Genomic DNA, 18327 nt, shown 5'->3' on the forward strand with positions numbered 1-18327 from the left:
CGCTCGCATGGGCCTGCGAAAGCTCGAGTTGTCGGTTGGTGAGCTTGCCCAGCGAGCCGGGATCGCTCCCTCCGCCGTGCGGTACTACGAAGACCAGGGACTGATCTTCGCCCGCCGCACCGCGGGCAACCAACGTCGGTATCACCGCGCGATGCTGCGCCGGGTGGCATTCATCAAGGCCTCGCAGACCGCGGGGATTCCGCTCGCCGTCATCGCCGACGTCCTCGGTGAACTCGGTGACACCGAGTCGCCGTCGACCCAGATGTGGGAGGCGGCGTCGCAGCGGTGGATCGATGATCTCGATCAACGCATCGCGCTGCTGCAGAAGATGCGGGACATGATCGGTTCGTGCGTCGGCTGCGGGTGTCTGTCCCTGAACGCGTGTCACCTGCTCAATCCCGGCGACGAACTCCACCGGCAGGGCTCGGGGGCGCGTCGGCTGATGCCGGATTGAGCGGACCGGCGCCGGAACCGCTCGGTGCCGGTGGCGATAGGGTGTGATCCATGGCCGGTGGATCACGCGTCGCGCTCGCCCTCGGGAGCGGCGGAGCCCGCGGATACGCGCACATCGGGGTCATCGCCGAACTCGAGGCGCGGGGGTTTTCGCTGGTCAGCATCGCAGGCTCGTCGATTGGCGCGCTGGTGGGCGGGCTGTACTGCGGCGGCGGACTCGACGCGTACGAGGAGTGGATCACCGACCTCGGTCAACTCGACGTGATGCGACTGCTCGACGTCTCCCTGAGCAAGCCGGGCGGTGTGATCAAGGCCGAGCGCATCATCGCCCGCGTCGGGGACATCCTGGGCGACGCGGTGATCGAGGACCTGGCAATCCCGTTCACCGCGGTCGCCACCGACCTGATCTCCGGCCGCTCGGTCTGGTTTCAACGCGGCAAGCTTGTCGACGCCATCCGGGCATCGATAGCGATACCCGGGGTCATCACCCCGTATCAGCACGACGGTCACCTCTTCGCCGACGGCGGCATTCTCGATCCGCTGCCGGTGGCACCCACCGCCGCCGTCCTCAGTGACGTCACGATCGGTGTGGTTCTCGACGGTGACGGCCTGGCCGAAGGCGCGGCGCGGCAGCCGACCACCAAGGGGATCATCCGCCGCAACGTCGAACCGATCCTCTCCAGTGATTTCGTCCGGTCCATGCGTGATCGGCTGGGTCTGGATGCGTCGGGTGCACCCGATCCCGACGCCCTCGGCACAGAGGCGCTCGACCCGGACGTGTCCACGCCGGCCGACGACGTGGCCGCAGCCGGGGCCGATGACGTGGCGGACGCCGAACTGATGGCACCCACCCCGTCCATGGGGCGTATCGAGGTGCTGACCCGGTCGTTGGACATCATGTCGATCGCTCTGACCCGGCATCAGATTGCCGGCTACCCGCCGGACATCCTCATCCGGGTGCCGCGAAAAGCGGTGCGCACCCTCGACTTTCACAAGGCTTCGGAGATGATCGAACTCGGTCGGACGCTCACTGCCGAGGCGCTCGACCAGTTGCCCGAAACCTCGTGAGCGGGCCGCGAGGCGTGCGGGACGGCGAGACGGGCGACCGATCATGAGGCAGATCCCCCGCGGCATCTGGGTGCTGCTGAGCGCGAACGTGGTGATCGCACTCGGCTTCGGTCTGATCGCACCCGCGTTGCCGAGCTTCGCGCGCAGCTTCGACGTCGGCTACACCGCCACCTCGGCGGTGGTGTCGGCGTTCGCGGTGATGCGTCTCCTGTTCGCCCCCACCGCCGGGCGGCTGGTGACCAAGCTCGGCGAACGACGAATCTACCTGAGCGGCTTGCTGATCGTCGCCGCCAGCACATTCGCGTGCGCCTTCGCGCAGAACTACGTGCAGTTGCTGATCTTCCGCGGGCTCGGTGGCATCGGTTCGACGATGTTCACCATTTCGGCGATGGCGTTGCTGATCCGCATGTCGCCCAACGAGATCCGCGGTCGTATCGCGGGGTTCTTCTCGGCCGGATTCCTCATCGGCAACATCACCGGGCCGCTCGTCGGTGCGGCCCTGGTCGGTTTCGGTCTGCGTATGCCGTTCATCGTCTACGCGATCGCGCTGGTGATCGCGTCGGTCGTGGTGGCCACGCAACTCCGCGACGCCGGCGCCGCCGATGCCGATACCGCCGGCGAGAAGCCCGGCGTGATGTCCTTACGGGCCGCATTGCGCGACAGTGCATATCGGGCGATCCTGGCGTCCAACTTCACCCAGGGCTGGGCGTCGATGGGTGTTCGGGTGGCGGTGGTTCCGCTGTTCATCACCGACGGACTCGGCGAGCAACCGGCGATGGCCGGTGTCGTGCTGGCGGTCTACGCCGTGGGCAATGTGGCGGCGATCGTGGCGGCGGGGCGATTCTCGGATCGGTATGGTCGCCGACGGGTGATGCTGCCCGGGTTGGCGATCATGGCGGTGTCCACGGCGCTGCTGGGGTTCTCGCCGAATCTGGTGATTGCGCTGGCACTGTCGATGTTCGCCGGAGTCGGTTCCGGACTGTTCGCGCCGACCCATCAGGCCGCCCTCGCCGATGTCCTGGGTGCACGACGGCAGGGCGGTTCGGCGTTGGCCGCCTACGGCATGTCCTCGGATCTCGGCGCCATCGGCGGTCCGCTGATCGTCGGATTCGTCGCCGACCGTTTAGGTTTCGGCCCGGCCTTCGTCCTCACCTCCGCTGTGGCCGCCGCCGCGTTCGTGATGTGGATCGCGGCGCGCGAAACCGCCCCCGAAGTGGTCGGCACTCCCGCCAAACTCTCCGATCCGGACGCCCGCTGACGGTTGGCGCCGACCGGAGACCCGACGCGGGGCCGCACGCTCCGCGACCATCCCGACCCCGGTGACAGCGCTCACCTGAACGTTGACAGCGCTCACCTGAACGTTGACAGCGCTCACCTCCCCGTTGACAGCGCTCACCTGAACGTTGACAGCGCTCACCTCCCCGTTGACAGCGCTCACCTGAACGTTGACAGCGCTCACCGGTCGTTCATCCCTCGCGGTGGAGGTGCGCGACATGGCCTACGGTTGACCCATGGTGACAGCGGCGGTCTCCTCCCATACGCAACCTGCCTCGTTCGGGGTCGACTCCGAGGTGGGTGTGCTGCGCGCGGTGATGGTCCATCGCCCCGGACCCGAACTCGATCGGCTCACCCCGGCCAACGCGGCGGGCTTCCTGTTCGCCGGTGTTCCCGACCCGGCCCGGGCCCGTGACGAACACGACGCGTTCACCGCCGCACTCCGTGACCGCGGAGTCGAGGTCTTGCTGCTCGGCGATCTGCTCGTCGAGGCGATTGCCCATAGCGGCGCGGCGCGGATACAGGGCATCGCCTCGGCGGTGCACGTGGGCCGTCTCGGTGCCCGGCTGGCCGAGGAGTTGAGCCGACACCTCCGTGGGTTGCCGGCGCCGGAGCTAGGCCGAATACTCACCGCCGGAATCACTTTCGACGAGCTGCCGGATATCGCGGTCTCCGCCGGCGGGTCGTTGGTCCGGCAGATGTACACCGGCGCGGAGTTCGCCATCGAACCACTGCCGAATCTGCTCTACAGCCGCGACAGCTCGTTCTGGGTCAGGGAACGATTCGCGATCTCGTCGCTGGCGCGGCGGGCGCGAGTGCGGGAGGCGTCGCTGGTCGACCTCATCTACGCCCATCACCCGCGATTCATGGGTGCCCGGCGCGCATACGAGTCACGGGTCGCCCCGGTCGAGGGAGGTGATGTGTTGTTGCTGGCGCCGGGCGTCGTCGCCGTCGGCGTGGGTGAACGCACCACTCCCGCAGGCGCCGAGGCACTCGCCGAGAGTTTGCTCACCGACGGGCTCGCGCACACCGTGTTGGCCATCCCGATCGAACGACCCGGTGCCTTCATGCACCTCGGCACGATGTGCACCATGGTCGACATCGATGCCATGGTCGTCCATCCCGCGATCCGGGATGGCATGTCCGCGTTCACCATTCGCTCCGATGACGACGGGGGTGTGGTGGCGTCGGGGGCGCGTGGGTTCGCCGACGCCGCGGCCGACGCGATGGGCATCGCCGGTCTACGTCTCATCGATCCGGAAATCGCCTCGGCAACACCATCTTCGGGAACCTGGGACGACAGTTCCAACACCCTGGCGATCGCACCCGGCGTGGTGGTGTCCTACCGGCACAACGCCGACACCAACCGGCGCCTCACCGATGCCGGCATCGAGATCATCGAGATCGACGGTGCGGCGCTCGATGTCGGACACGGTGGACCACGCTGCATGTCGTGTCCGCTCGCACGCGATCCGCTGTGAACCAGACGCACTGCGACGCGAGCCGAAAAGGAGACATGCGATGAGTGGACAGCCGGACACCCCGGTCGACCTCGCGTCCCTGCTGCACATCGACCCGACGGCCGACTCGCCGCCGTTCGAACAGGTGCGTCTCGGCGTGATCGGACTCGTCGACCACGGGACGCTGCTGGTGGGCTCCCGGATACCGACGGTGCGGGCCCTGGCCACCGACCTGCACCTGGCCGCCAACACCGTGGCCCGCAGCTACCGAGAACTCGAGGCGGCCGGGATCATCGAAACGCGGGGTCGGCACGGCTCTTTCATCAAGGCCGGACCCGATGCGCGGCTGTCGGCGGCCCAACGGGCCACCGTCGACCACGTGAAAGCGCTGCGTGAGCAGGGAATCGACGATGACGCGATGGTCACGTTGTTGTTGCGTGCACTCGGCAGGAGTTGAGAAAACACATCAAGGTTTGGTTGTGTGATCTGGTGTCCACTCACCTTCCTCCCCGCCGAACGCGAGTCACGCTGGATCCGACGGTTTTCGGCGTCACCGCTGTGCTCATCATCGCCTTCGTCATCTGGGGTCTGGCCGCGCCCGACAACCTGAACACGGTCACCGACAACGTGCTCGGCTGGATCACCGGAAATCTCGGCTGGCTGTTCGTGTTGTCCGCATCGGGTTTCGTGATCTTCGCGGTGTATCTGGCGCTGTCGAAGTACGGTCGTATCCCGCTAGGTCGCGACGGCGAGGCGCCCGAGTACCGCACGATCAGCTGGATCGCCATGATGTTCAGCGCCGGAATGGGAATCGGCCTGATGTTCTTCGGTTCCTACGAGCCGTTGTTCCACTACGTGTCCGCACCCCCGGAGATGTCCGCGGAGGATGTGCGCACCGCGATGGCAACAACCATGTTCCACTGGGGTTTTCACCCGTGGGCGATGTATGCCGTTGTGGGCCTCGCGATTGCGTACGGCACCTACCGGTGCGGCCGCAATCAGCTGATCAGTTCGGTGTTCTCGCCGATCCTCGGGTCACGCGCCCACGGTCCGATCGGCAAGATCATCGACATCCTCGCGATCTTCGCGACATTGTTCGGGACCGTGGCCTCGCTGGGACTCGGTGCGCTGCAGATCGGATCGGGTATCAGCAAGGTCGGGTGGGTCGACAATCCGGGGGTGATGTTGCTCGTCGCCATCGTCGCGGTCCTCACCGCATGCTTCGTCCTGTCCGCGGTATCCGGGATCGCCAAGGGCATTCAGTGGTTGTCGAACATCAACATGGTGCTGGCGTTGATCCTCGCGGTGTTCGTCTTCGTCGTGGGCCCCACGGTGTTCATCCTGAATCTGATGCCCACCACGCTCGGTGCCTACCTCAATGACCTGCCGTTCTTCTCCGCCCGATCCGGTGCCACCGTCGACGCCGACGGTCAGGAGTGGCTCGCTGGGTGGACGATCTTCTACTGGGCGTGGTGGGTGTCGTGGACGCCGTTCGTCGGCATGTTCCTGGCGAAGATCTCGCGTGGACGCAGCATCCGCGAATTCGTCTTCGGCGTGATGGTGGTGCCGGTCGCGGTGTCGCTGGTCTGGTTCGCCATCTTCGGTGGGACCGCGATCCGGCAGAACATGGACGGGATCCTTCCGTTCGACCCCGCCACCGCCGCCAGCGAGGACACTCTGTTCGACGTCCTGGCCAACCTGCCGTGGACGGGAATCGCGTCGGCACTGGTGATGATCCTGGTCGCCATCTTCTTCGTCTCCGGTGCCGACTCGGCGTCACTGGTGATGGGAACGCTCAGCGAACGCGGTGCGGAGGAACCCCGTCGTCTCACCACCATCTTCTGGGGTGTGCTCACCGGCGGCGTGGCCGCACTGCTCCTCGCCATCGGCGGTGACGATCCCAACCACGAGGCGCTCAACGGCATCAAACAGATGGCGATCATCGCCGCCCTGCCGTTCGTCCTGGTGATGATCGGCATGTGCGTATCGCTGTTCATGGATCTGCGCCGCGACCCGTTGATCGTGTCGCGGCAGATCTTGGCGGGTCAGGTCGACGATCACATCCGCAAACAGGCCGAGGTGATCAGCACCGGCGAGATGCCGGCCGACGACGGCACCCCGGTCACCCCCATCGTCCAGTCCTCCGACTGACGTCGAGTGGGCGCCCATTCCCGTCGAGTGGGCGCCGATTCGCGTCGAGTGGGTGCCGTTTCGCGTCGAGTGGGCGCCCGTTCCCGTCGAGTGGGCGCCGATTCGCGTCGAGTGGGCGTCAGCCCCAACTCGGCAGCCAGATCTGCTGGCGCCACATGGTCGGTGAGATGGGGGATGCGGTCAGGATCGGCCACAGCCAGGCGAAGTTGGCCACCACCAGCCCGACGTAGATGGCGACGACGAGGACCGCGAGGGCCTGACGTTCGGGTCTGGTACCGGGTACCGCCCGTCTCGAGCCGCGCAGGATGTCGCCGCAGCACAACGCCAGCCCCATCACCAGGAACGGTGCCAGGACGGTCGCGTAGAAGAAGTACATCTGCCGATCGAGTTCGATGAACCAGGGCAGGAAGCCGGCGGCGTAAGCGGTGACGACGGCGGCGTAGCGCCAGTCGCGACGGACGAACCACGACCACAGGCCCCACAACAGCATCGGCAGGGCCAGCCACCACATCGCGGGAGAGCCGATCAGCATCTGCGCGCGGACGCATTCGCCGCCGCCGCAGCGATCGGGTCCGTTCTCCAGTGCGTAGAGCATTGGACGCAGGCTCATCGGCCACGTCCAGGGTTTGGATTCCCACGGGTGATGGTTGCCCGCGGAATTGGTCAGGCCTGCGTGGAATTTGAGAATTCCGGCCTCGTAATACCAGAGTGAGCGCCACGCGCCGGGCACCCATGACCAGGTGCCGCCGGTGCCGATCGTGTTGCCCACCTGATAGCGGTACACCGACGTCTCGCCGGAGAACCACGGGATGAACGTCGCCAGGTAGATCGCGACCGGCATCACCGCCATGCTCAGACCCGACGGCACCACGTCGCGCATGAGGGTGCCCACCCACGGACGCTTCACGTGATAGGCGCGTCGCGCGGCGACGTCGAATCCGAGGGAGAGCAGCAGGAAGAAGATGACGTAGTAGATGCCGGACCACTTGGTGCCACAGGTCAGGCCGAGCATCACCCCGGCCGTGAAGCGATACCAGCGGAAACCCATCCGCGGCCCGTATACCGAATCGCCGATGCGGCCCTCGAGGTAGACCTTGTGCATGCGTTCGCGCACCTGATCGCGGTCGGCGATGACCGCGGCGAACGTGGCGACGACGAACAAGGCCTGGAAGATGTCGAGCATGCCCAGCCGGGATTGGACGAACAGCACACCGTCGCAGATCGCGAAGATGCCGGCGATCGCGCCGATCAGCGTCGACCGCGTCATCCGGCGCACGGATGCGTAGATCATCACCACGATCGCGATGCCGGCGAGCGCGGACATGACGCGCCACCCCATCGGGGTGTACCCGAACATCGACTCGCCGATCGCCAGCAGCCACTTGCCGACCGGCGGATGCACCACCAGGCCGTAGGCCGGGTTGTCCTCGATCCAGTTGCCGCCGGTGAGCACCTGCCAGCCCTGCGGGACGTAATGCTTCTCGTCGAAGATCGGGGTGCCGTCGTCGGTCGGCGTCCACAGCAGCCAGAACCGGGTGATGGTGGCGATGGCGCCGATGATCAGGCCGACGATCAGCCCACGCCGCCGATCCGTCGCCCCGAACAGCGGGGTCGGGATCTCCGGGCCGGGGGTCGGCGAGGTCGCATGCGCCGACGACGTGATCTCGGCGCTGTGATGCGGCTCGCCCAATACGACGCCGCCGGCGGTCAGTGTCACTCGTCCGATCGTAATGGTCGGTTGGTGCCGGCTCACGCAGCCGTACGCTGTCGGCATGACTTTGCCGGATATGCCGCCACCGGACCGGCCGGGCGCGTTGGTCCTCGCTGCCACCCCGATGGGTCGCTACGACGACGCGTCGCCGCGACTGGTGGCGGCACTGGAGTCGGCCGACATCGTGGCGGCCGAGGACACTCGCCGCGCCCGCGCACTGGCCGCGGGATTGGGCGTGTCCATCGGCGGTGAGCTGATCAGCTACTACGACCAGGTGGAGGCCGCGCGCACGCCACGGCTGGTGGAGGCCATCGCCGGTGGGGCGACGGTGCTGTTGATCACCGACGCCGGGATGCCGTCGGTCAGCGACCCGGGGTACCGCGTGGTGGTCGCGTGCGCGGAGGCCGGCCTGCGGGTGACCGCGCTGCCCGGGCCGTCGGCGGTGACCACTGCGCTGGCGGTGTCGGCGATGCCGTCGGAGCGGTTCAGTTTCGAGGGTTTCGCACCCCGCAAACCGGGGGCGCGACGGGACTGGCTGACGACGCTGCGCAACGAATCCCGTACCGCGGTGTTCTTCGAATCGCCCCACCGGCTGGCCGATCTGCTGGCGGTGGCCGCCGACGTGCTGGGGCCGGATCGTCGTGCGGCGGTCTGCCGGGAGCTGACGAAAACCTACGAGGAGGTGCGCCGCGGCACCCTGGCCGAACTCGCCGAATGGGCTGCGGCCGGGGTGAAGGGTGAGATCACCGTCGTTCTGAGCGGCGCCACGCCCGCCGAGGCCGACCTCGACGAACTCGCCGCCCGGGCGCAGGCCCTCGCCGACGGCGGCATGCGGCTCAAGGCCGCGTGCGAGGAGGTCACCCGGGGAACAGGCGTCTCCCGACGTGAGGTGTACGAGACGGTGCTGGCGGCGCGGTCGGAGTGAGGTCATGAACTACCGTCACGACTTCGACATCGCGTCAGAAGTGATCGAGTTCCGTCATCGTGGGGTCGCCACACCCGGATCCCTGCGCTGATTCCCCGCTGACGCTGTCCGCCCGCAACACCGCATCGATCTGCTCGGCGTAGATCGCGTGGAAGCTCTCCGACGGGTGGAATCCGTCGGCGGCGAAGAGGTCGGCCCCGCCGGGCGGCACGAACCGCGCGAAGCGGCCGATGCCGGGGAAACCGGCGGACACCTGCGACGCGATGTCATCGAAATGCGCTGCGCGCGCACCCAATACGGTCGCCAGCGTGCGCGGCAACGCCGGACACATCTGCAACATCGGGACCGGCAGCAACACGATCCGCGCGGATTGGGCGGCGCCGGAGGTGATCTCGGCCAGCAGTGCGGTGAGTTCGGTACGCCAGCGACGCGGGGTATGCATGTTCTTCGTGTCGTTGGCGCCCACCGATACGATTACCACGTCAGCGTTCGCGAGCAGGTCCGGGTCGATGAGTGTGATCACTTCGCCTGCGGTATAGCCGGTTCGGGCGCGGACGTGCCAGTGCACCTCACCGCCGAGTCGTTCAGATAGTCGCCCGGCGACGCCACCGGCGAGGGTGTGGTGATGGTGCGCCACGCCGACCCCACCGGCGAGGCTGTCACCGATCACGAGGAGTCGTGTTGTCCCATCGCCGGTGTCGCCGGTGATCACTCCGTCGTCGCCGTCGGCCTGGGGGAGACGCAGGACGATTCGCTGGGCGCGCAGACCCTGCCACAGCGCGGTCGGGGTGCGCCATCTCGCTGCGGTCGCCAGCGTTACGATTCGCGGCACGACATCCCCACCTCGAGATCGACTGTGGCGGTGGCGGTCACGATGCTGGCGGCCTTGTCGAGACATTCCTGCCATTCGCGCGCCGGATCGGAGTCGATGGTGATGCCGCCGCCGACGCCGAGGTGTAGCCCACCGTCCGGAGCGATCTCGACGGTCCGGATGGCCACATTGAGGTCGAGCAGACCGTCCGGTCCGGCCAGGCCGACCGCGCCGCAGTACACACCGCGCGGGTGGGATTCCCAGTCCTCGAGGAGTTCTCGGGCCCGAATCTTGGGGGTCCCGGTCACCGACGCCGGCGGCCAGGTCGCCTCCAGTAGTCCGGAGTTGCCCACCTCGGGTGGCAGGATCGCCTGGACCCGGGACACCAGGTGCCACACGCCCGGCGCGGCCACCACTTCGAGGAGAGCGGTGACGTGCACCGAACCGGTGACCGCGACCCGGCTCAGATCGTTGCGGACCAGGTCGACGATCATCACATTCTCGGCGATGTCCTTGGTCGACGCGGCCAAGAGGTTCGGATCGGCATCGGCCGGCAGCGTGCCCTTGATGGGTGAGGACGTCACGATGTTTCCCGTGCGGCGCAGGAAGCTCTCCGGGGAGAAACTGGTCACCGCACCCCAATCACCCTGCAGAAAAGCGGATTTCGCGGGTCGGGTGGTGGCGGTCAGGTCGCAGTAGAAGTCGAGGGGTGACCCGTCGAGGGCGCCGTCGAACCGGGTGCACACACACGCTTGGTAGATCTCGCCCGCTCGAATGGCCTCCAGGCATTCCGCGATGGCGGCGAGGTGGTGATCACGGTCGGGCGGCGTCCACGTCGCGGTCCAGCCGGCTCGGGACTGTGCCGTCGCCGACGACCGCTCCACCACGTCGTCCACCCACGCCGGGGGCGTGGAGTCGTCGGCGGACACCGTGTGCCATCGTCCCTCGCGGAGCACCAGCAGATGGGCCGTGACGCCGCCCGCACTCACCGGCAGCTCCGTCTCGTCCCGTCGTCGACCGTCGAACCCGCGGTAGCCCAACCAGAATCGGTCCGGCCGATCCTCGGGCAGGTGTCCGGCCCGGATGTCGATGGACGGTGCGATCACCGCGTCGGCATCCCACCAGTCGCCGATCAGTGCGGCCGGCGGGGGGAGGCCGCGTTCACGGGTATGGGCATGCAGCGCCCGCAGGACGTCCGGTGCGGTGGCCGACATTGCCTCCGGTCATCCCTCGTAACGCGGGAAAACCGGTGTGGGCTTGGGTAACTGCGATCCCGGCGTGAGTTGGTCGGCCACGGCGGTGAAGTCGCGGTGCTCGCCGACCGTCAGCAGATCGAGGAGTTTCCCACAGGAGGAGGGCAGTACCGGCTGGGCCAGCAGTGCGACGACGCGGACCACTTCGGCGCAGACGTAGAGCACGGTGCCGGTGCGTTCCAGATCGGTCTTGGCCAGTTTCCAGGGTTCCTGGGCGGAGATGTAGCGGTTGGTGTCGGCCAGCACCGACCACAACGCCTCGAGGCCGAGGTGGATGGCCTGGTTGTCGAAGTGGGCACGCACCGTTGGCAGCAATTCGCCTGTGGCGGTGAGCAATGTCTGATCGGCGTCGGTGAGGTCGCCCGGGGTGGGCACCGCCGAGTCGAAGTACTTGCCGATCATCGACAGGGTGCGCTGGGCGAGGTTGCCGAATTCGTTGGCGAGGTCGGCGTTGATACGCGCCACGATCGCGTCGGTGGAATACGACCCGTCCTGACCGTAGGACACCTCACGCAGGAAGAAGTACCGCACCGGGTCGAGGCCGAACTCGTCGATGAGGTTGTCGGGATCGACGACGTTGCCGACGGACTTACTCATCTTCTCGCCCTTGTTGAACAGGAAGCCATGGGCGAACACGCGTTTCGGCAGCTCGATGCCCGCGCTCATCAGGAACGCCGGCCAGTACACGCAGTGGAAGCGGATGATGTCCTTGCCGATCACATGCAGATCCGCCGGCCAGTACTTATCGAATGTTGTTGTGTCGTCCGGGAATCCGACGCCGGTCAGATAGTTGGTCAGAGCGTCCACCCAGACGTACATGACGTGATCGGGGTGCCCGGGCACCGGCACTCCCCAGTCGAAGGTGGTGCGCGACACCGACAGATCGGTCAACCCGCCCTTGACGAAGCTGATCACCTCGTTGCGGCGGACATCCGGCCCGATGAACTCCGGATGGCTCTCGTAGAGATCGAGGAGCTTGTCCTGGTAGGCCGACAAGCGGAAGAAGTAGGTCTGTTCCTCGGTCCAGGTGAGGACATGACCGTTGTCGGTGGCCACGCGCTCACCGGCCTCGTTGACCTCGGTGTCGGACTCGGCGTAGAACAGTTCGTCGCGGATGTCGTACCAGCCGGAGTAGGCATCGAGGTAGATGTCGCCGGCCTCGCTCATGCGCTGCCAGATGGCCTCCGACGCGCGCTTGTGATCGTCGTCGGAGGTGCGGATGAACCGGTCGTAACTGGACCCGAGCCGGTCCTGGAGTTCCTGGAACCTGTCGGAGTTGCGGCGTGCGAGTTCCGCGGTCGGGATGCCCTCCTTCTCCGCGGTCTGTTGCATCTTCTGACCATGGACGTCGGTGCCGGTGAGGAACCGGACGTCGAAGCCGTCGAGTCGCTTGAACCGTGCGAGGGCGTCGGCCGAGATGTACTCGTAGGCGTGCCCGATGTGCGGGGCGCCGTTCGGGTAGGCGATCGCGGTGGTCAGGTAATACGGGCGGCCGGCGCCGTGCGAGGTCGGGCCGTCCGACGAGCCTGCGTCGGTGCTGGTCAGATCAGTGGGCATAGTGGTTGTCAGGATACTGGGTGGGCGCCGTCGGCCCGACCCGTGGCCCGGCCGCCGCCTCCTCCCGACGATGGTCATGGCACAGAACGCGTGGCGCAGGAGGTCATGGCACAGAATCGTCGACATTGTGCCCAGGTGAGCGCCGAATACACGCCTTAATCTGGTACCCATGGTGATGGCAGACCGCCCCGAAGTGGCGACCGCATCGGCGCCGGTGACGGGATTGACCCTCGTCGGTCTTGCCGACAACATGCTCAATGGTCTGGCCCGCGTGCCGTTCCGGAGATTCTGGAACGGGCCGAGCGGGCTGCTCGACAATGTCGGGCAATCGGTCACCCGGCAGGCGGTGCGGTCGTTCATGGGCTACATCGTCGGCCTGCCGATCGAGGAGTTCCGGTCGATGGAGAAGGTTCTCGACGACCTGTGCCGTGTGGTCATCCCGCCGTTCATCCACCTCACCGATGACGTCGAGGTCACCGACGACGAGATCAACGGTGTGCCCGGTCTCTGGTTGCGCTCGCGCGCCAGTTCAGACGAGTTCGTCGACAGCGATCAACGCAAGACCGCGATCGACGGCACCATCCTCTACCTGCACGGCGGCGGCTACATCGGCACGACGCCGATGATGTACTCGGCCTTCGCCGCGTCGCTGGTCAGCGGTACCGGCTGTGAGGTCTTCATCGCCGACTACCGGATGGCACCGGAGTTCCCGTTCCCGGCCGGTGTGCATGACGCCGCCGACGTCTACCGGGGATTGCTGGAACGCGGCGTGGACGCCGATCACCTGGTGATCGCGGGTGACTCCGGCGGCGGTGGCCTGGCGACCTCGCTGGCCGGGTACCTCCGCGAGGTCGGGTTGCCCCGCCCGGCTGCGGTCGCCCTGTTCTCACCCGAGGTCGATCTCGACATGGACCATCCGTCGATCACCGAGAACGCGAGCACCGACATCCTGCCGTGGAACGTGCCGGTCACCCCGTACCTGCACGGCGTGCAGCCCGACGACATACGCGTGTCGATGGTCTACGCCGAGCCGGACGACGAGTGGTTCCCACCCACCTTCGTGTGCTGGGGTGCCGACGAGATGTTCCGCGACCCGATCCGCGACTTCGTCACCTCGCTGGAGAAGGCGGGTATCGAGGTCACCGCGTTGGAGGAGCGGGGTATGTTCCATGTCTTCCCGATCCTGATGCCATGGGCGGAGAGTTCACACGAGGTGTACCGGCTGCTCAACGAGTTCGTCGACCGGCACGTGGCCCCGGACCCCGAGGCCACCCCGACACACTGAACCTCCGGGCGACCGCCCTCCCGCAGGGTCTCACCGGGTCGGCTGTCACCCGTTACGCTGGCGGCATGGTGATGGCTGATCGAGACGACGTTGACACGGCGTCGGCGCCGATTACGGCGCTGACCGTGGTGGGCCTGGCCGAGACGATGCTCAACGGTCTGGCGCGGGTACCGTTCACCAAGCCGTGGCGTGGGCCGGGTGGGCTTCTCGACAACGTCGGTCAGTCGGTGACGCGGCAAACGATCCGGGCGTTCATGGGGTATTCGATGGGGCTTCCCATCGAGGAGTTCCGCTCGATGGAGAAGATCCTCGACGACGTCTGTCAGGTGGTCCTGCCGCCGGTCATCGGCGTGGCCGGACGGGTGGAGATCGTCGAGGACGAGATCGGAGGGGTCTCCGGGATCTGGTGCCGGGCCAAGGACAGCTCGGATTCCTACGTCGACGGCGCCGAAACCAAGAGTTCGATCAACGGCACGATCCTCTACCTGCACGGCGGTGGCTACATCGGCACGTCACCGATGATGTACTCGGCCTTCGCCGCCGCCCTGGTGCGGATCACCGGTTGTGAGATCTTCATCGCCGACTACCGGATGGCGCCCGAATTCCCTTTCCCGGCAGGGATGCACGACGCCGCCGATGTCTATCGGGGTCTGCTCGCCCGTGGTGTTGATTCCGGCCATCTGATCATCGCCGGCGATTCCGGTGGTGGCGGACTGGCCACCTCCCTGGTGTCCTACCTGCATGACCATCAGCTGCCGAAACCCGCTGCGCTGGCCCTGTTCTCGCCCGAGATCGATCTCGATCTCGATCACGATTCGGTGACCGAGAACGCCGCCCACGACATCCTGCCGTGGAGTATCCCGGTCGCCCCGTACCTGCGCGGGGTGCAGCCCAACGACGAACGTGTCTCGGCCGTCTACGGTCACCCGGACCCGGAGTGGTTCCCGCCCACCTTCGTCTGCTGGGGCGAGGTCGAGATGTTCCGGGACGGCATCCGCCAGTTCGTGGAGAATCTCCGGGCCGCCGACGTACCGCTGATGGCGATGGAGGAACGCGGGATGTTCCACGTCTTCCCGATCCTCATGCCGTGGGCTGAATCGAGCAAACGAGTGTTGCGTAAGCTCGGTGAGCTCGCGAACCGTCACGTCACCCCGGATCCGGGTGCGTCACCGACGCACTGACGGATCCGGGGGCGGCTCCGGATGGTGCGAGCACCCCTACGGCATGGTGCGAGCGCCCCTACAGCAGACGCTGATACGGCTCGCATCCCGGCGGTGCCTTGGGCGGGTCGCGTCGCTCGATCTCCGGGATCGGCATGCTCACCGGTGTGCCCTCGGTGAGGGTGAACTTCTCACCGTGGTGGGCCAGATCGATCGCCGGACCCGACAGCAACCGATAGGTCGCCGTCGCCTTGTCAATGGCCACAACGATCTTGGAGTCCCGGACGATCATGCGGAAGGACAGGTAGTCCAGCTTGCTGGGCAGTCGCGGGGCGAAGGTGATGTGTCCGCCGAAGTCGCGCATACCGCCGAAGCCGGCCACGCAGTCGGTCCACGCGCCGGCCAGGGCGGCGATGTGCAGACCACTGGCGACGTTGTCGTGCAGGTCATGAAGGTCGGTGAACACCGATTCGGCCATCAGATCATAGGCGAGATCGAGGTAGCCGACCTCGGCCGCGGTGACCGCCTCACAACACGCCGACAGTGACGAGTCGCGCACGGTCAACGGATAGTAGTAGTCGAAGTTGCGCAGTTTCTGTTCCGGTGTGAAGGCGTCGCCGAACATGTACATCGCAAACACCAGATCGGCCTGCTTGACCACCTGCTTGCGGTACAGGTCGAAGTACGGATAGTTCAGCAGCAGTGGGTATTTGCCCTTCGATTCCTCGAAATCCCAGGCACCGAGCAGGGTGAACGCCTCACACTGCTGATGCACCCCGAGCGCCTCGTCGTAGGGCAACGTCATGTCGTCGGCGCACGATTCCCAGTGCGCTGTCTCGGCATTGGTGACACCCAACTCCTGGGCGAGATCGGGCCGTCGATGCACCGCGTCGATCGCGTCGCGGAAGTTCTGTTGCGCAGCAAGATTCGTGAAGACGTTGTTGTTCACCACCGCGGTGTACTCGTCGGGTCCGGTGATGCCGTCGATGCGGAAATTGCCGTTGATGTCGTGGTGGCCCATACCGGCGAACAGGCGCGCGGTCTCCACCAACAGTTCGACGCCGCACTCGGTTTCGAACTGCTCGTCATGGGTGGCCCGCAGGTATCGGCCGGTCGCGTTGGCGATGTCGGCGCTGACGTGCACACCGGCGGTACCCGCAGGCCAGTATCCCGAGCACTCGTCACCGTTGATCGACCGCCACGGGAACATTGCGCCGCGCTGAGCCAACTCGGCCGCACGCGATTTCGCCTTGTCGATGGTGGCATGCCGCCAGCGCAATTCCTCACCGGCCGCGGCGGGAACGGTGTAGGTGAGCATCGGCAGAATGAAACTCTCGGTGTCCCAGAAGGTGTGGCCGTCGTAGCCGGGTCCGGTGAGACCCTTGGCCGGGATGGCACGGGACTGACCGCGCGCACCGGCCTGCAGGACATGGAACAACGCGAACCGGACCGCCTGTTGCAGTTCGGGATCGCCGTCGACCTCGACATCGGCGTCGCGCCAGAAATCGTCGAGGTATCGGCCCTGATCGGCCTTCAGCGATTCCCAACCGGTTTCCATCGCCATGGCCAGTGCGGCGTCGACCTGAGCACGCAGGGCCGGTACCGATCGGCGCGCCGACCAGCCGTAACCCATGTACTTCGTCAGGCTGAGCTTGGTGCCCTGCGGGACGTTGGCGGCCACGGTCAGTCGCGCGAGATCACCGTCGGCGCGAATGAAGGTGTCTGCGCGGTCCGGGAAGTCGATCTCATGATCCATGCCCGCGGCCATGTGCAGGCCGGACTTCTTGGTGTGGTGAACCAGAATGCCCCAGTAGTTACGGCAGGTCGCCAGGTCGGAGACCAACGGTGAATCCAGCGCCGCGGCCAGCCGCGGATCGTTGCCGGGGAGCGGAACCGGTTCGTTGGCAAGCAGATCCGACTGTAGGACGAGTTTCATGTCCTCGCCGATCGGCTCCACCTCGTAGTGGATGGCGGCGATGGTGCGTTTGGTGAACGACACCAGGCGTTCGGACCGGATGCGCACGGTGCGCCCGGTCGGGGAGGTCCACAGCGTGTTGCGGCGCAGTGTTCCGGTGCGGAAGTCCAGGACGCGCTCGTGTTCCTCGGTGCGCCCGTACCGCAGGTCCATGGGCTCGTCTTCGACGAGTAGCCGGATGATCTTGCCGTCGGTCACGTTGACCACCGTCTGGCCGGATTCCGGGTAGCCGTAACCACTTTCGGCGTACGGCAGACCACGCTGCTCGTAGTACCCGTTCAGGTAGGTGCCGGGGTGGTCGACGGGTTCGCCTTCTTCGAAGCTGCCGCGCAGGCCCAGGTGTCCGTTCGACAGGGCGAACAGTGTCTCGGTGCGACCGAGCATGTCGATGTCGAGCCCTCGCCAGCGCAGCTGCCAGGGGTGGACATCGAATCCGAATGCGTGATCACTGGTACTCATGCAGGCAGCAATTCCTCGAGATCGTTGACGACGATGGACGCTCCGGCAGCCGTCATCGACGCGGCCTGGGTGCCACCGACCCGGTCGATGCCGACGACATAGCCGAAGTTGCCGGCGGCGCCGGCCTGTATTCCGGAGATCGCATCCTCGAAGACGGCCGCGGCGGTCGGCTCCACACCCATGCGCTGCGCCCCGAGCAGATACGAATCCGGTGCCGGTTTACCCGGCAATCCTGCTGCGGCGGTTTCCAGTCCGTCGACGCGTACTTCGACGAACTTCGACAGATCGGCCGCATCGAGCACGGCCTTGCCGTTCTTCGACGAGGTCACCACCGCGATCCGCAGCCCGGCATCGCGTGCGGCCTCGAGATAGCGCACCGATCCGGGGTACGGGGTGACGCCGTCGCGTTCGAGGCTGGCCATGAACATCTCGTTCTTGCCACTGCCGATCGCGTCGGCATCGGCGGGTGACACGTCGTCGATGCCTCGAGAGGCGAGGAATGCGCGCACGCCGTCGTCGCGAGGTCGGCCGTCGACATAGTCGAGGTAGTCCTGCTCGGTGAACGGGGTGAATCCGTCGCCATCTCGCTTACGCAGGAAGGCGTCGAAGGCAGCCTTCCATGCCTTCTGATGGAGGACAGCGGTACTGGTGAGGACCCCGTCGAGATCGAACAGTGCGACGGTGACCGTATCTGGCAAACCCAACACGTTGGCAAACGCTACCTGTCTGCGGCGGATCGGGCTTGGTATGCGCTGATGTCGGCGCGAGCGTCGTCCGGGGAGGT

Annotated in this window: 15 protein-coding genes; 9 read left to right on the forward strand and 6 right to left on the reverse strand. The window is 66.5% G+C overall.

All coding sequences use genetic code 11. The annotated features are described in order from the left end of the window. Positions 1-7 precede the first annotated feature (7 nt). The 6 genes from soxR (at position 8) to ACWDPV_RS19735 (ending at position 6407) form a co-directional block, all read left to right on the forward strand. A complete protein-coding gene (soxR, locus tag ACWDPV_RS19710) occupies positions 8-454 on the forward strand; it encodes a redox-sensitive transcriptional activator SoxR (protein ID WP_348809512.1) in 447 nt (148 codons plus the stop codon). A 50-nt stretch (positions 455-504) separates the two neighbouring features. Then, positions 505-1521 (forward strand): patatin-like phospholipase family protein, encoded by a 1017-nt coding sequence (locus ACWDPV_RS19715; RefSeq protein WP_348809513.1) that lies wholly within the window; start codon positions 505-507, stop codon positions 1519-1521. Between the two features lie 43 nt (positions 1522-1564). Continuing rightward, positions 1565-2779: an MFS transporter gene (locus ACWDPV_RS19720; protein WP_449744291.1), complete on the forward strand. Its 1215-nt coding sequence runs from the start codon at positions 1565-1567 to the stop codon at positions 2777-2779. A gap of 253 nt (positions 2780-3032) precedes the next feature. Then, complete coding sequence (locus ACWDPV_RS19725) at positions 3033-4277, forward strand: arginine deiminase (protein ID WP_449744292.1); 1245 nt, start codon at positions 3033-3035, stop codon at positions 4275-4277. Positions 4278-4317: 40 nt separating this feature from the next. After that, entirely contained in the window at positions 4318-4713 is a 396-nt protein-coding gene (locus tag ACWDPV_RS19730; RefSeq protein WP_449744293.1) for a GntR family transcriptional regulator, read from the forward strand. 32 nt (positions 4714-4745) lie between these two features. After that, positions 4746-6407 (forward strand): BCCT family transporter, encoded by a 1662-nt coding sequence (locus ACWDPV_RS19735; protein ID WP_449744294.1) that lies wholly within the window; start codon positions 4746-4748, stop codon positions 6405-6407. A gap of 118 nt (positions 6408-6525) precedes the next feature. On the opposite strand, the gene ACWDPV_RS19740 is transcribed toward ACWDPV_RS19735, so the two are convergent. Further along, a complete protein-coding gene (locus tag ACWDPV_RS19740; RefSeq protein WP_449744334.1) occupies positions 6526-8070 on the reverse strand; it encodes a dolichyl-phosphate-mannose--protein mannosyltransferase in 1545 nt (514 codons plus the stop codon). A 109-nt stretch (positions 8071-8179) separates the two neighbouring features. On the opposite strand from ACWDPV_RS19740, the gene rsmI reads away from it, so the two are divergent. Beyond that, positions 8180-9043 carry a 16S rRNA (cytidine(1402)-2'-O)-methyltransferase gene (gene rsmI, locus ACWDPV_RS19745; RefSeq protein WP_449744295.1) on the forward strand — a complete coding sequence of 288 codons (864 nt, stop codon included), beginning with the start codon at positions 8180-8182 and terminating at the stop codon, positions 9041-9043. 34 nt (positions 9044-9077) lie between these two features. Here the strand turns inward: rsmI and ACWDPV_RS19750 are convergent, their stop codons facing one another. Genes ACWDPV_RS19750 through metG form a run of 3 tightly spaced genes read right to left on the reverse strand, consistent with a single transcriptional unit; the run spans position 9078 to position 12664 of the window. Next, a complete protein-coding gene (locus ACWDPV_RS19750; protein WP_449744296.1) occupies positions 9078-9875 on the reverse strand; it encodes an SGNH/GDSL hydrolase family protein in 798 nt (265 codons plus the stop codon). Then, positions 9860-11068 (reverse strand): aminodeoxychorismate synthase component I, encoded by a 1209-nt coding sequence (locus tag ACWDPV_RS19755; RefSeq protein WP_449744297.1) that lies wholly within the window; start codon positions 11066-11068, stop codon positions 9860-9862. Before ACWDPV_RS19755 ends, ACWDPV_RS19750 begins: the two co-directional genes overlap by 16 nt. A 9-nt stretch (positions 11069-11077) precedes the next feature. Then, entirely contained in the window at positions 11078-12664 is a 1587-nt protein-coding gene (gene metG / locus ACWDPV_RS19760; RefSeq protein ID WP_449744298.1) for a methionine--tRNA ligase, read from the reverse strand. A gap of 169 nt (positions 12665-12833) precedes the next feature. On the opposite strand from metG, the gene ACWDPV_RS19765 reads away from it, so the two are divergent. Both ACWDPV_RS19765 and ACWDPV_RS19770 read left to right on the forward strand, forming a co-directional pair. Further along, on the forward strand, positions 12834-13949 hold the full coding sequence (locus ACWDPV_RS19765) for an alpha/beta hydrolase (RefSeq protein WP_449744299.1): 1116 nt from the start codon (positions 12834-12836) through the stop codon (positions 13947-13949). A gap of 65 nt (positions 13950-14014) precedes the next feature. Next, positions 14015-15130 (forward strand): alpha/beta hydrolase, encoded by a 1116-nt coding sequence (locus ACWDPV_RS19770; protein WP_449744300.1) that lies wholly within the window; start codon positions 14015-14017, stop codon positions 15128-15130. A gap of 58 nt (positions 15131-15188) precedes the next feature. Here the strand turns inward: ACWDPV_RS19770 and ACWDPV_RS19775 are convergent, their stop codons facing one another. Together ACWDPV_RS19775 and ACWDPV_RS19780 are read right to left on the reverse strand one after the other, a co-directional pair. Continuing rightward, positions 15189-17543 (reverse strand): glycoside hydrolase family 65 protein, encoded by a 2355-nt coding sequence (locus ACWDPV_RS19775; RefSeq protein ID WP_449744301.1) that lies wholly within the window; start codon positions 17541-17543, stop codon positions 15189-15191. Next, the gene (locus tag ACWDPV_RS19780) at positions 17540-18250 is read right to left on the reverse strand and encodes an HAD family hydrolase (protein WP_449744302.1); all 711 of its coding nucleotides are present in this window, start codon (positions 18248-18250) and stop codon (positions 17540-17542) included. Before ACWDPV_RS19780 ends, ACWDPV_RS19775 begins: the two co-directional genes overlap by 4 nt. Positions 18251-18327: the final 77 nt, after the last annotated feature.

Source organism: Gordonia sp. NPDC003504 (genome assembly GCF_053587995.1).

Excerpts from the sequence above, each read along its gene's own strand:
- ACWDPV_RS19755 (WP_449744297.1), bottom strand. The coding sequence starts at position 11,068 with ATGTCGGCCACCGCACCGGACGTCCTGCGGGCGCTGCATGCCCATACC.
- ACWDPV_RS19730 (WP_449744293.1), top strand. The coding sequence starts at position 4,318 with ATGAGTGGACAGCCGGACACCCCGGTCGACCTCGCGTCCCTGCTGCAC.
- ACWDPV_RS19775 (WP_449744301.1), bottom strand. The coding sequence starts at position 17,543 with ATGAGTACCAGTGATCACGCATTCGGATTCGATGTCCACCCCTGGCAG.
- rsmI (WP_449744295.1), top strand. The coding sequence starts at position 8,180 with ATGACTTTGCCGGATATGCCGCCACCGGACCGGCCGGGCGCGTTGGTC.
- metG (WP_449744298.1), bottom strand. The coding sequence starts at position 12,664 with ATGCCCACTGATCTGACCAGCACCGACGCAGGCTCGTCGGACGGCCCG.
- ACWDPV_RS19720 (WP_449744291.1), top strand. The coding sequence starts at position 1,565 with ATGAGGCAGATCCCCCGCGGCATCTGGGTGCTGCTGAGCGCGAACGTG.
- ACWDPV_RS19765 (WP_449744299.1), top strand. The coding sequence starts at position 12,834 with ATGGTGATGGCAGACCGCCCCGAAGTGGCGACCGCATCGGCGCCGGTG.
- ACWDPV_RS19770 (WP_449744300.1), top strand. The coding sequence starts at position 14,015 with ATGGTGATGGCTGATCGAGACGACGTTGACACGGCGTCGGCGCCGATT.
- ACWDPV_RS19715 (WP_348809513.1), top strand. The coding sequence starts at position 505 with ATGGCCGGTGGATCACGCGTCGCGCTCGCCCTCGGGAGCGGCGGAGCC.
- soxR (WP_348809512.1), top strand. The coding sequence starts at position 8 with ATGGGCCTGCGAAAGCTCGAGTTGTCGGTTGGTGAGCTTGCCCAGCGA.
- ACWDPV_RS19725 (WP_449744292.1), top strand. The coding sequence starts at position 3,033 with ATGGTGACAGCGGCGGTCTCCTCCCATACGCAACCTGCCTCGTTCGGG.